General features: G+C 42.9%; 17 protein-coding genes. 10 read left to right on the top strand and 7 right to left on the bottom strand.

Annotated features, from left to right (window positions below):
- Positions 1-1147: TolC family protein (locus QVP90_RS01265; protein ID WP_441293869.1), on the top strand; the 1147-nt coding region annotated here is incomplete at its 5' end.
- Positions 1148-1239: 92 nt separating this feature from the next.
- Complete coding sequence (locus QVP90_RS01260) at positions 1240-2058, top strand: hypothetical protein (RefSeq protein ID WP_021935468.1); 819 nt, start codon at positions 1240-1242, stop codon at positions 2056-2058.
- A gap of 39 nt (positions 2059-2097) precedes the next feature.
- Here QVP90_RS01260 and QVP90_RS01255 read toward each other — a convergent pair whose 3' ends face one another.
- Positions 2098-3591 (bottom strand): methyltransferase RsmF C-terminal domain-like protein, encoded by a 1494-nt coding sequence (locus QVP90_RS01255; protein ID WP_021935467.1) that lies wholly within the window; start codon positions 3589-3591, stop codon positions 2098-2100.
- A gap of 5 nt (positions 3592-3596) precedes the next feature.
- Positions 3597-4052 (bottom strand): ORF6N domain-containing protein, encoded by a 456-nt coding sequence (locus tag QVP90_RS01250; protein WP_005933359.1) that lies wholly within the window; start codon positions 4050-4052, stop codon positions 3597-3599.
- Positions 4053-4161: 109 nt separating this feature from the next.
- Here QVP90_RS01250 and QVP90_RS01245 point away from each other — a divergent pair, with 109 nt between their 5' ends.
- The 6 genes from QVP90_RS01245 to QVP90_RS01220 all read left to right on the top strand — a co-directional run bounded on the left by QVP90_RS01245 (position 4162) and on the right by QVP90_RS01220 (position 9080).
- Entirely contained in the window at positions 4162-4806 is a 645-nt protein-coding gene (locus QVP90_RS01245; RefSeq protein ID WP_021935466.1) for a DUF6249 domain-containing protein, read from the top strand.
- Positions 4803-5351: an RNA polymerase sigma factor gene (locus tag QVP90_RS01240; protein WP_005933366.1), complete on the top strand. Its 549-nt coding sequence runs from the start codon at positions 4803-4805 to the stop codon at positions 5349-5351. Before QVP90_RS01245 ends, QVP90_RS01240 begins: the two co-directional genes overlap by 4 nt.
- Entirely contained in the window at positions 5335-5664 is a 330-nt protein-coding gene (locus QVP90_RS01235) for a DUF5056 domain-containing protein (protein WP_005933368.1), read from the top strand. The genes QVP90_RS01240 and QVP90_RS01235 overlap by 17 nt, the downstream gene beginning before the upstream one ends.
- A 463-nt stretch (positions 5665-6127) precedes the next feature.
- Positions 6128-7402: a cardiolipin synthase gene (gene cls / locus QVP90_RS01230; protein WP_005933370.1), complete on the top strand. Its 1275-nt coding sequence runs from the start codon at positions 6128-6130 to the stop codon at positions 7400-7402.
- A 147-nt stretch (positions 7403-7549) separates the two neighbouring features.
- Positions 7550-8350: a thymidylate synthase gene (locus QVP90_RS01225; protein ID WP_021935465.1), complete on the top strand. Its 801-nt coding sequence runs from the start codon at positions 7550-7552 to the stop codon at positions 8348-8350.
- Positions 8351-8582: 232 nt separating this feature from the next.
- Complete coding sequence (locus QVP90_RS01220; RefSeq protein WP_021935464.1) at positions 8583-9080, top strand: dihydrofolate reductase; 498 nt, start codon at positions 8583-8585, stop codon at positions 9078-9080.
- A 9-nt stretch (positions 9081-9089) separates the two neighbouring features.
- Here QVP90_RS01220 and QVP90_RS01215 read toward each other — a convergent pair whose 3' ends face one another.
- Entirely contained in the window at positions 9090-9566 is a 477-nt protein-coding gene (locus QVP90_RS01215; RefSeq protein ID WP_005933376.1) for an Lrp/AsnC family transcriptional regulator, read from the bottom strand.
- A gap of 151 nt (positions 9567-9717) precedes the next feature.
- Between QVP90_RS01215 and QVP90_RS01210 the strand changes: the two genes are divergently transcribed.
- Together QVP90_RS01210 and QVP90_RS01205 are read left to right on the top strand one after the other, a co-directional pair.
- A complete protein-coding gene (locus QVP90_RS01210) occupies positions 9718-10998 on the top strand; it encodes an IgA Peptidase M64 (protein WP_005933379.1) in 1281 nt (426 codons plus the stop codon).
- A 32-nt stretch (positions 10999-11030) separates the two neighbouring features.
- Positions 11031-11567 carry a GNAT family N-acetyltransferase gene (locus QVP90_RS01205; protein WP_021935463.1) on the top strand — a complete coding sequence of 179 codons (537 nt, stop codon included), beginning with the start codon at positions 11031-11033 and terminating at the stop codon, positions 11565-11567.
- A 94-nt stretch (positions 11568-11661) separates the two neighbouring features.
- On the opposite strand, the gene QVP90_RS01200 is transcribed toward QVP90_RS01205, so the two are convergent.
- From QVP90_RS01200 to QVP90_RS01185, 4 genes are all read right to left on the bottom strand, one after another.
- On the bottom strand, positions 11662-12126 hold the full coding sequence (locus QVP90_RS01200; protein ID WP_005933384.1) for an ExbD/TolR family protein: 465 nt from the start codon (positions 12124-12126) through the stop codon (positions 11662-11664).
- Positions 12126-12716 carry an ExbD/TolR family protein gene (locus QVP90_RS01195; protein ID WP_005933387.1) on the bottom strand — a complete coding sequence of 197 codons (591 nt, stop codon included), beginning with the start codon at positions 12714-12716 and terminating at the stop codon, positions 12126-12128. Before QVP90_RS01195 ends, QVP90_RS01200 begins: the two co-directional genes overlap by 1 nt.
- A 36-nt stretch (positions 12717-12752) precedes the next feature.
- On the bottom strand, positions 12753-13241 hold the full coding sequence (locus tag QVP90_RS01190) for a hypothetical protein (protein ID WP_005933390.1): 489 nt from the start codon (positions 13239-13241) through the stop codon (positions 12753-12755).
- A 6-nt stretch (positions 13242-13247) separates the two neighbouring features.
- A partial coding sequence (locus QVP90_RS01185; protein WP_288203673.1) for a MotA/TolQ/ExbB proton channel family protein occupies positions 13248-13469 on the bottom strand: 222 nt, incomplete at its 5' end.

The following is a 13469-nucleotide window of genomic DNA, read 5'->3' as shown; positions in this document are numbered from 1 at the left end:
CCTCACCTTTGCAGGAATGCAGGCACAAAACAGCATAGATCAGGTACTGCGGAACATCGAGGCCAATAATAAAGAGCTACAGGCAAATGCCCGGCTCATCTCTTCGCAGAAACTGGAAGCCAAAACCGATAACAATCTGGCGGATCCTACCCTCTCCTACGCACACCTGTGGGGATCAAAGGACAAGAGTGAAACAATCGGTGAACTCGTTGTTTCGCAGAGTTTCGACTTTCCCAGTCTCTATGCCAGCCGGGCAAAATTGAATCGTTTGAAAACGAACTCTTTTGACGGACAAGCAAGCGTTTTTCGCCAGAGCATCCTGTTGCAAGCCAAAGAGGTTTGTCTGGATATTATTATGCTTCGCCAACAACAGCAAATATTGCAGGAACGGCTGCGTAATGCCGAAGAGCTTGCGGCCATGTACAAAAGACGTCTGCAAACCGGTGATGCCAATGTAATTGAAACAAATAAGATCAATCTGGAATTACTGAACGTGAAGACGGAAGCTTCACTGAACGAAACCGCCTTACGGAATAAGCTACAGGAACTGAACACATTGAATGGGAACATTCCTGTTGTCTTTGAAGAAAACAGCTATCCGTCCGTTATCTTTCCATCGGATTATCAGATGTTGAAAACGGAAGTGCTGGCCGCCGATCCGACCTTGCAGGCACTTGCCAGCGAAAGTGCTGCCGCCCGGCAACAGATCGGTATCAACAAACAAGGCTGGTTACCTAAACTGGAATTGGGATACCGCCGGAACACGGAATCGGGGACACCGTTCAATGGGTTGGTGGTAGGCTTCTCTTTCCCTATCTTCGAGAATAAAAGCAAAGTTAAGATTGCAAAGGCACAATCCATGAATACCGATTTCCTGAAAGAAAGCGCTATGTTGCAGGCGGAATCGCAAGTAGCGCAACTTTACCGTGAAGCGCAAACCCTCCGTTCCTCCATGGACGAATATGAAAAAACGTTTCAGGCACAGCAAGATCTCGACATGCTGAAACAGGCATTGACAGGCGGACAAATCAGTATGATAGAGTATTTTGTGGAAGTATCCGTTGTGTATCAAAGCAAACAGAACTATCTGCAACTGGAAAACCAGTATCAGAAAGCAATGGCGAAGATATATAAGAATCAATTATAAATCTTTGCATTTCTATCCAACATTGTTTGTTGCTTTTTGTTGACAAAGACAGAAGAATACATTATATTTGCAGCAAACATAAAATACTGATTATGAAACCTAAACATTTCTGTTCAGCAGCTTTATGCTGCATCCTTATTCTGCTGAGTGCATGCAATAAGGACGACAATGACAACCCGCTACGTTTTTACAACGATACGTACGAAGTTCCTATAGGCGGTATACGCTATCTGGGGTTGGAAAGCGGAAACGGTGACTACTCACTGGAAGTAGAAGATCAGCGCCTTATCAGCGCCCAAGTGGAGCATGGATGGTCAACACCGGGCGGTAGCGCCATCTACGTACGGGGTATCCTTACGGGAAAAACGACCTTGAAAGTTACAGACGCCGCAACGTTGGAAAGTTGTCTTCTGAAAATTAAAGTAGTCGACAATTACGAAGCAATGCAACTATTTCGCAGGCGCGGATCTTCACTGTTGGAGGATGGAACCGCAGAGATACTACCCGGCATTTCGAATATGTTTCTCATCAATAATCGGGCACGGGATGTCTATTTCTTCAATCGGACAATTCCAACCGCTTTTTCATCCGGGCTGGTGCTGGTAGCCAAAGGGACTTATACACTCGAACCGGGTGATGGCAACCAAGCCCATATGACACTCACCTTTACGGAGGGCATGGAGTATGTGGGAGCTTCAACCGATTCACAAAAATTTATCCTTCATGGCAATCCGTATATACTTCATCGGTTGGATAAGAACCTGAATCTGAACTGGGATACTCCTCCGATAGAGAACACACGGACATCACCCGAACCTCCCCCTTCTTACATTCTGGAAGAAGAAGGGACAGGAAAGCAGTTGAGCTTTTCGTTCACCGAACAGGAAATTCCGGAAGGGATATTGCCTTAACCAAGAAGAAGCCGAACGGTTCCGATACCCGAATCGTCATCACAAAATGCGTATCTCATCGGGCAAATATCCACTGCGAATACGCCACTCCTGCGGATAGAGATTATTGGCACGATTGCCGATATTCTTTACAAAACCCAAAGGAACTTTCCGATAAGTAAGCAGAACATAACCGCGAGGGGCTGTTGCCGGCAAGGTAATAGCCTCTTTCCGTAGATAGGCGATAGCTTGCTCGTAACCGATCTCTTCGGAAGCAAAAGCCTCCGTACGCAAAAGCAAAGGACTCATAGCCAATGCATGATTCGGAATCAAATCTTTCCCTTTTACCTCACCAAGCACGACCCCTGCCTGAACAGTACGGAGATATCGCTGAAGAACAGAACATTCACCCGTGTATTCCTTTGGAAAAGCAGTGATAAGGCTTCCATTGGCAGACACCTCAAAATCTTCGGGAGAAAGAAGCCAACTTTTTGCCACGGCTATCTGCTCTTTACCCATCGGGGCAGAAGACGGTTTACTATTATTGCGGGCGGCGGCCGTTTTCTTACGGGAAAGTTTTTCGTTCATCGCACCACAAGCTGTAACTTCCCGATTGATAGAAGTAACTATTCCGCCCTGCCTTTCTGCTTCCGGTTTACGGAGCACGGCCAGAAAAAAGCCCTCTCCTATCGTCTTGTGAGGCAAGAAACGGTAAACAGGGAAATCGGCTGCCGCAAGCAGATTACCGGTAATCCCCCACTCTTCCGGAACATTCACCGGAAGTATCTCTGCCCCGAATTCATCACGAATCCATTGAACATTCTCCTCGTCTTCTTTCGTATTATACGTGCAAGTGCTATAAACAAGGATACCACCGGGCTTCAAGCAAGGCCAGATATCGGCAATGATACGTCGCTGCCTCTGCCAACAGATCTCCACATTTTCCGGGCTCCACTCTTCGACAGCACCGGGGTCTTTACGAAACATCCCTTCACCGGAACAAGGTACATCGGTCAAGATTACATCAAAAAAAGCACCCAAACGAGAGAAATCGGACGGATCATTATTGGTTACCACCACACCGGGATAGCCCCATTTGGTAAGATTCTCGGCAAGTATCTGCGAACGGTTACGAATCACTTCATTGGCTACCAGCAGGCTACCCTCGGGCAAAAGGCTACAGGCATGAGTCGATTTTCCACCGGGAGCGGCACAAAGATCGAGCATCACCACCGGTTCTTCGGAAACATACTGCTTCAACACTTGCCCAACGAACATCGATGAAGCTTCCTGCACATAATAGCAACCGGTATGGAAAAGAGGGTCGAAAGTAAACGTCAGACGCTGACCGAGATAATGCCCCTCCGGACACCAAGGCACAGGGGAGAAGGGAGATGGGAGAAGGGAGATGGGAGAATTGGCATCGGTGAGGAACGATGGATTCAGCCGGATGCTGACAGGGGGGGCCTGGTCCAAAGCGGCAGATAACTTTTCGTATTCTTCGTTGCCCAACAAGGCACGGGTATATTCGGTAAAAGGAGCTGGTAAATTCATTATATCTATTTTTTATAGGTATTGAAGCCAATCGGATTACGATGTTTAGTCTCATCTTTATCCTTTGCCTGTAGCTCGGCAATCGTCTGATTTATCAATTCAATCTGCATTCGCGTGTCATCATTAATGTCATTATAATCGGCAAAAACTTCTTCGATATATGCTTTCAGTTCCTGAATCTCCAATTGAAGCTTTGCCAAATCATTCACCGGAGGATTAGCCATTAACCGGCGAACAGCCACAAAAGCACGCATAATCGAAATATTTACCTCGATAGCCACATCGCTATTCAAGATGCCGGAAAGCATGGCCAACCCCTGTTCCGTAAAAGCAAACGGCAACTTACGTACACCACCCCAACTTGATATCGCAAATTGCGACATCAAGATTTCAAACTCTTCTTCTGTTACCTTCTGCCCCCGTATCTCATAAATCTTGCTCTGAATTATTTGCAATTCCATTGCTTTTATTTTGTTTATTCCTGCAAATATCAAAAATATTTCGTCTCTTTGCAACTTTCCGTAAGACTAACTACGTCTAACAATCAAAGAAACAAAAAAACTACAAGATATGAAAAGAATTTTAATCACCCTGATGATGATAGCAGCTTTCTGCTCCCTCTCACTTGCGCAGAAAAAGAGTACCGTCTACAAAGACAGTGCCGAAAATGTAAAAATTACGATCAGTAAGACGGAAACTGAAGATGACTCGGTTTATACTCCCGAATATACCGACACGACCGAAGACGGAATTACCGTTGAAAGTGAATCGACCGATTCATACGATGACTCCTATGACGATTCTTCCATTATCTCGAAAGAAGACTTTTCACTACTCAAAGATCTCGGTAGTGCAGCCAGCGCAGGCATCGCGCTTGCATTCTTCGTCCTGCTGCTCACATTCGGCTTCCCGATCTTCGTGATTTTCATTGCATTCTACTTTCGTTATAAAAGCCGTCGCGAACGCTACAAACTGGTAGAAAAAGCCATTGCAGCCGGACAGCCCATTCCGGAAGGCATTCTCAAAGAAAGTCTAAATACGGATACCACCGCCAAAGGAATCAAAAACATGTGTCTCGGTGCCGGGCTGTTCATTTTCCTATGGGCCATTACAGACAGTTTTGCCATGGGGTGTATCGGACTACTCATCCTGTTTACCGGTCTTGGCCAATGGCTTGTCGCCCGTAACCAACGCCCCACTGACGAACAGAAATGAAACAACTCAACGATATATCGTTAGTCGCACAGGTCGTGGTGTTCAAAAACACCAGGGCCTTCGACCAGTTGGTGCAGAAGTATCAATCGCCCATCCGGCGTTTCTTCCTCAACCTGACTTGCGGCGACAGCGAATTGAGTGACGACTTGGCACAAGATACATTCATTAAAGCCTATACGAACATCGCAACCTTTAAAAATCTTTCAAATTTCTCAACATGGCTTTATCGTATTGCTTATAATGTATTTTATGATTATATTCGCAGCCGAAAGGAAACAACCGAATTGGATTCCAGAGAAGTAGATGCCGCCAACAGCGTTGAACAAGACAATATAGGACAACGCATGGACATCTATCAATCACTCAAAAAGCTAAAAGAAGTGGAGCGAACCTGCATTACGCTATTCTACATGGAAGATGTAAGCATAGATAAAATTGCAGGAATTGTGGGAATACCGGCAGGGACCGTCAAAAGTCACCTGTCACGTGGAAAAGAAAAATTAGCAATGTATTTAAAACAAAACGGTTATGATGGAAACAGATGATAAATTGATACGGGCATTCTTCGCTGAACAAAAGCAGGAGATACCGGATAACGGATTTAGCCGCCGTGTAATGAACCGGTTGCCTTGCCGCACAAGTTTACTGATCAAGGTATGGAGCTTGTTCATCATGCTCGTAGCTATAATACTATTTCTGGTCTTCGACGGTTTACAGGCAATCGTTACCACGGCACGTGATATATTCGTCGCTTTGGTACAAAACGGGGCAACATCGGGCATCGACCCCAAGTCACTGATTATCGTTGTAATGGTACTCATGTTTCTGGGTATCCGCAAAGCATGGTCAATGGCATAAGGAGATATCGAATTTACCGGCATAAGAATATAAAAGCATCAAACGCTTGTTTTTCGATATAAATTATAGTATATTTGTCAACGTAATACAATCATATATTCAAATTATTATGAGGGAAAAGAGAGAAGCCAAGCTTCTCTCTTTTTTTGTTTCCAACGACGGGAACTGTTCATAAAGGTAAGGAAACAGGTAGATACCGCTCGTATACACGGTGCATATCGTCCCTATGCATAGTGCATGTCATTCATAAGCAGGGTGCTTGTCATTGATAGCCTACCGTTTCAACCTACTTTTCATCAGGAGATAAGAAAATATCTCTTAATCACCAGAGACTTTACATCAAATGCTATCACAGGAGGGTTCGCATGTTAAATTATAGTAAATATACCCTTGACAAAAAGTAGCTCCGAACAGAGATGTTGTATCTTTGTTTCTTAGGTGAACTAAATAAAGACAAAGCGCTTTGAAACTACATATATTCTTCATATTATTACTTTTCACAATAGGCAACGCAAGGGCAGGTGAAACAGATAGTTTATGGGTACAGCGACAGGATACTGCCGAACTATCCAGCGAACAGATGGTGATCCACTTCCTTCAGGAATCGGGCATTCCCATCACTTACGGCAACAAAGTAAAACTGCTTACCAGCGGGCGTGAAAAATTCAATGACCTTTTTGAAGCCATACGCGGTGCCAAACACCACATTCATCTGGAATATTTCAACTTTCGAAATGACTCGATCGCCAATGCACTCTTCGATCTGCTTGCCGAAAAAGTAAAAGAAGGCGTAGAAGTCCGGGCATTGTTCGATGCTTTCGGAAATTGGTCCAACAATAAACCATTAAAGAAACGCCATCTCAAGGCTATCCGTGAACGAGGTATCGAGATAGTAAAATTCGATCCTTTCAAGTTCCCCTATATCAATCACGCTGCCCACCGGGATCACCGGAAAATTGTCGTTATCGACGGCCGGATAGGATACACCGGTGGCATGAACATTGCTGATTATTACATCAACGGACTTCCCAAAATCGGTACATGGCGTGATATGCACATCCGTATCGAAGGTCCGGCAGTAGATATCCTACAAGAAATCTTCCTCACGATATGGAATAAAACGACAAAGCAGAATATCACAGGAGAAGTATATTTCCCCGAGCGACCCGCACCGGCAGACAGTACGGACGGCATTACCGTAGCCATTGTAGACCGTACTCCTAAGAAAGATCCACGAATGTTGAGCCACACCTACGCAATGTCGATATATGCCGCCAAAGAAAACGTACGTATTGTCAACCCCTATTTCGTTCCAACCTCTTCCATACGCAAGGCATTGAATCATGCCCTCGAAAAAGGAACCAAAGTAGAGATTATGATATCTTCCAAATCCGATATCCCCTTTACCCCAGATGCTTCACTCTACAAAGTCCACAAACTGATGAAACGCGGAGCAGATATATATTTGTATAACGGAGGATTCCACCACTCTAAAATCATGATGGTAGATGAAACATTCTGCACGGTAGGCACAGCCAATCTCAACAGCCGAAGCCTGCGCTACGATTATGAAACCAATGCTTTCATTTTTAACAAAGAATTCACCGCCCAATTGGATAGTGTATTCCAAGCTGACACGCAGCATTGCACCAGACTGACCCCGGAAGTTTGGAAACAGCGTTCACCATGGAAAAAGTTCGTCGGCTGGTTTGCCAATCTGTTCACTCCATTTTTATAATCGAACAGATTCTTCCGCCTACTCTCCCCGCCATCACCCCATTAGCCACCAACCACTAAATTCCAACTACCAGCTACTAACTACTAAATTCCAAATTCTAACTACCAGCTACTAAATTCTAACTACTTTTTTCCTACCTTTGCAATCATGAAACAGTATTTAGATTTACTCAGTCGTGTACTCGCCGAAGGTACCGAAAAAAGTGATCGTACCGGTACGGGTACAATCAGTGTATTCGGACATCAGATGCGCTTCAACCTCGAAGAGGGCTTTCGCTTTCCTTGTCTGACAACAAAGAAACTACATCTGAAATCAATAATACACGAATTACTATGGTTCCTGCAAGGAGATACAAATGTAAAGTACTTGCAAGATAACGGTGTTCGTATTTGGAACGAATGGGCGGACGAAAACGGTGATCTCGGTCATATCTACGGTTACCAATGGCGTTCATGGCCCGATTATAAAGGAGGATTTATCGACCAGATCAGCGAAGTGGTGGATACCATCAAGCACAATCCGGACTCCCGCCGTATTATTGTCAGCGCTTGGAACGTAGGCGATCTGGACAACATGAACTTACCTCCATGCCATGCTTTCTTCCAATTTTATGTAGCCGATGGCCGGCTCAGCCTGCAGTTATATCAACGCAGTGCGGACATTTTCTTAGGAGTTCCTTTCAACATCGCCTCATATGCCCTATTGCTGCAAATGATGGCACAGGTAACCGGCCTGAAAGCCGGTGACTTTGTACATACATTGGGAGATGCCCATATCTATCTGAATCATCTCGACCAGGTAAAATTACAATTGACCCGTGAACCACGCCCATTGCCGCAGATGAAGATAAATCCGGACGTAAAAAGTATATTCGACTTCAAATATGAAGATTTTGAATTGGTAAACTACGATCCGCATCCTCATATTGCCGGGAAAGTTTCGGTGTAAATTAGTAGTTAAGTAGTAAGTAGTCAAGTAGTAAGTAGGTGATAGTTTGATTTGCCAACTCGAACGCATGGAAGATAAAATAAAGACTTCATGATAATAAGAACTTTAATAATATTGTCATCCAGCACGGTCTTCAACCATCTGCTACCTATTACTCGACTATCATCTACTTACTACTTGACTACTTAACTACTTACTACTTGATTACTACTTACTACTTAACAACTTTATTATGAGCAAAATCAGTATCATAGCAGCCGTAGATCGCCGCATGGGTATCGGCTATCAAAATAAACTTTTATTCTGGTTACCCAATGATCTCAAACGTTTCAAAGCACTTACTACAGGCAACACAATCATTATGGGGCGTAAGACGTTTGAATCTCTGCCCAAAGGAGCACTCCCGAACCGCCGTAATATAGTTCTTTCCACTAATCCGGCAACTAATTTCCCGGGAACAGAAGTATTCCCTTCCCTGGAAGCCGCCCTACAAAGTTGCCATGAAAAAGAGCATGTCTACATCATTGGTGGTGAAACCGTATACCGTCAAGCCATTGAACTGGCCGATGAACTCTGCCTTACAGAGATAGATAATGAGGCTCCGCAAGCCGATGCTTTCTTTCCTGCGATAGACCCCCAAATATGGCATAAAAAAAGCAAAGAAGTTCATCTTGCCGATGAAAAACATCTTTGCTCCTATTCTTTCGTCGATTATATCAAAGAGTTATAAACTCTTCACTTATTCCTCATCCGTATCCACAATAATCGGCATCTGCCGTTTTATAGCCTCATGGAAAGAGATAAGTGTTTCGGTACGTGCCAATCCCAACGGTTGTAGCTTGTCATGGATTACACTTAATAAATGATGGTTGTTCTTTGCATAAATCTTTATGAACATATCATATTTCCCAGTAGTGAAATGGCATTCTACCACCTCGGGTATAGCCTCCAAAGCTTTTGTTACAGAATCAAAAGATTCAGGATCCTTCAGGTAAATTCCAATATATGCACACGTTTCGTATCCTATCTTCTCAGGGTCGATAACAAATTCCGAACCCTTCAATATTCCCAGATTAGTCAACTTCTGTATGCGCTGATGAATAGCCGCTCCCGACACATTACACGCACGCGCCACTTCCAAAAAAGGAATACGCGCATTATCCGCTATCAACTTCAAAATTTGCTCATCTAAAGAATCCAATTGATGATGTCCCATTTTAATTCAATTTGTTTTAATACATGAATGTTATTGCAAAGTTAGATAATTTTTCGGCAATAAATACTATGATTTATTACTTTTATTTCCCAAAATAGAATAAGTCAGCAAGGGTTTATGTATCTTTGTAAAACATAAATATACGCTAAATATGAAACGATATGCCATTGTCGGGCTTTGCTTTTTATGGATAATAAATGCATATGCACAAGAGTTTACTGATTTTTTTCAGGATAAAACCTTACGGATAGACTATTTTTTCACAGGAGATGCCAAACATCAGGCCATCTATCTGGATGAGCTATCGCGCCTACCCTCATGGGCCGGGCGCCGGCATCACTTATCAGAACTTCCCTTAGAAGGCAATGGGCAGATTATAATGACCGATCTTGAAACCGGGAAATGTATCTATAAAACATCCTTTTCGTCTCTCTTTCAAGAATGGCTTTCCACAGATGAAGCGCAAAAAACAGCCAAAGGATTTGAAAATACTTTTCTGGTACCCTATCCCCAACGCCCGGCGGAGATAGAAATTATCCTGTTCTCTCCATCACGAAAAGTGATAGCAAATTTAAAACATACGGTACGTCCTGATGACATACTCATCCATGAAAGAGGCACTTCGCATGTCACCCCGCATCAGTACATACAAAAAAGCGGAAACGAAACAGACTGCATAGATGTAGCTATCATGGCCGAAGGATATACCGCAACAGAGATGGAACTGTTCTACAAAGACGCCGGAAAAGCATGTGAAAGCCTTTTCTTTTACGAACCCTTCAAATCTATGAGACATAAGTTCAACATAATTGCTGTTGCCAGCCTTTCAGAAGACAGTGGCGTAAGCGTTCCCCGTAAAAATGACTGGAAACACACCGCTTTCGGTTCTCATTTCGATACGTTTTACTCGGACCGTTATCTCACCACATGCCGTGTAAAATCCATACACAATGCCCTGGCAGGCATTCCTTACGAGCATATCATTATCATTGCCAATACAGCAGAATACGGTGGTGGTGGCATCTATAACTCCTACACACTGACTGCAGCTCATCATCCTACCTTCAAACCCGTAGTGGTACATGAATTCGGGCATAGCTTTGCCGGTCTGGGCGATGAGTATTTCTATGAGGATGACGTCATGACCGATACTTATCCTCTCAATGTTGAGCCATGGGAACCCAATATCACTACCCGGACCGACTTCTCTTCAAAATGGGAAGATATGCTGCCGGCAGCAACACCTGTGCCGACTCCACAACAAGCAAACGGCAAATATCCGATAGGAGTGTACGAGGGCGGAGGTTATTCCGCCAAAGGTATTTACCGCCCTTCATTCGATTGCCGCATGCGAACCAATGAATATCCGGAATTCTGCCCCGTATGCCAGCGTGCAATCCGCAGAATCATAGAATTCTATACCAACAAATAACATTTTAATAACCAATCAAACCCCAAACCTTTATGATTAGATTTCAAACTATCAGTACGTCTGACGTACAGCATTATCAATTTATGGAAAACCTGCTCATCGCCGCATTCCCTCCGGAAGAATATCGTGAGTTAAAAGAATTGCGCGAATATACAGATCGTACAGGTAATTTTTATAATAACATCATCTTTGACAACGAGACTCCGGTAGGTTTTATTACATATTGGGATTTCAACGACTTTTATTATGTAGAACATTTTGCCATCGATCCCACTCTTCGAAATGGCGGTTACGGCAAAAAGACATTGGATTATCTATGCAAAGAACTGGATCGCCCCATCGTGTTGGAAGTAGAGATGCCCGTGGAAGAGATGGCAAAGCGCCGTATCAATTTCTATCAGAGACAAGGATTTGTTCTTTGGGAAAAAGAATACAAGCAACCACCTTACAAGCCCGGAGACGACTTCCTACCTATGTATCTAATGGTGTTTGGCAATTTACAATGTGAACAAGACTTTGAAATGATAAAAAATAAGATTCACAAAGAAGTATACAATGTAAAAGAGTAAAGCCTGACCAAAGTTCTTTTACTCCCAAGAATATATACTAAAAAAAAGGATGCTTAAAATTAAGCATCCTTTTTTTTAGTATATAAATCAACTCTTATTCACGATACTGCGAAGAGTAGTTGATTTTCAAAGCATAAGCTTGACGAAGCGCGTTTTTAATATCAGTTACGATACCCATCTTCGTATCTTTATCAATCTTCAAAGATACAGTCATCATTGCCTGATCAGATTCTTTCATACTTGATCTTTCTGCAATAATATAATCTTGAATTTCGGAAACTTCTGCAAAAGCATCATTCAATTGAATACGGCTCTCAGAACCCATCTTTTGACGAAACTCTCTCATTGGTTTTCCTACATATACGAATGTTACCAATGATTTCTTCTCAAGCTTTTCTAATTCTGTTGCTTGCGGAATCTTAAATTCAACCTTCAACGTTACCTCACGCATTGTTGTTACAATCATAAAGAAGAACAACAGTGTAAAGATAAGGTCAGGTAGAGAAGAAGTATTCAACGCAGGCATTTCACGTTTACCTGTTTTATTAAATTTTCCCATTACTTCTTTTCTCCATATTTTTTAGGTTCAGCTTCAGAAATCTTCTGAGGATAGACTTCACGAACGGCTTTCTGTTGTTCGTCGTCCAACTCTGAGTATTTCTTTCCCCACTTTTCCTGAGACAATTCATCTCTCAGTTCATTATAAGCGGCAACCAATTCATTTTGTACATCAATATATGCCTGATATGAAGAAGAACGGTCATTCTGCAAAGAGACTACATGTTTTTCAGTGATCATCATCGGCCCAAAGAAGTTAACATCTTTCGATACTCTCTCAGGCAATGATTCATCATTGTATTTATTAGCAATAAACTCTTTGGTCTTCGCTCTCAGCTGCTGTACGTTCATGATCTCACCGTTAACCATCAACTGGTCATACATGTTCAGGTAGATCTGCAGAACGTTACGCTGCTTCACTTTCTGATCATCCGGTTTCTCTGTATTTTCAGGCGGTGGCGGCAAACGTCTTGCCAAACCACGGTCTGTATCCATAGAAGTTGTAATCAAGAAGAAGATCAGCAACAAGAAAGCTATATCAGCCGTTGAACTTGAATTTATATCAGGAACTTTTCTTTTTCCTTTTGCCATAGTATTACTATATTTAATTGAGCAAGCTCAATTGGATTATGATAATTTCTTCCAGATACTACTCAAGATGATAGCAACGACAGTTGCACCCAACAGGAAGTAGATTGAATAAAGGAACATATCAGTCAACTTCAACCAGAAAGGAACGTTTTCTGTTCCATCATATCCCGGCATTCTCAAAGTTTCTTCACTACCCATAGCCCAAGAAACAACCATCACAAGGACTAAAAGAATAAGACCGATCAAGGATTTAATAGCACTCACCGGATTATCTTTCAATGCAGATCCAAACTGGAATATAGCAGCAACAATGGTTGCAATTACCGCTACAGCAAACAACCCATACATCAAATACAGCAATGCATCTGTATTGGCAGGTTGCCACATCTCCGGATCAACGCCTGCCATCACTGCCGCACCTTGAGCGTCTCCTCCGAAGAAGAACAGTCCCAATACGATCAGGATAAGAGCAAACATTGCGTACAGTACATAGTACGATACTTTATATGATAACTTACTACTCATCTCAGATTATTTTTTGTATTTCAAGTTATATTTGATTACCATGTCAAGCAAAGTAATAGAAGAATCTTCCATTTCGCTTGTAAGAGCTTCGATCTTAGAAAGTACATAGTTATAGAATACCTGCAGAATCAAAGCAACGATCAAACCGAAGATAGTTGTGATCAAGGCAACTTTCATACCACCTGCAACAACCGTCGGAGAGATATCACCTACCTGCTGGATTTTATC

The sequence above is a fragment of the Bacteroides sp. CAG:189 genome, from assembly GCF_000432295.1.
Lineage (GTDB): Bacteria > Bacteroidota > Bacteroidia > Bacteroidales > Bacteroidaceae > Bacteroides > Bacteroides salyersiae.
The sequence above is the reverse complement of the archived record's forward strand: the minus strand, read 5'-3'. Positions and strand labels throughout refer to the sequence as shown.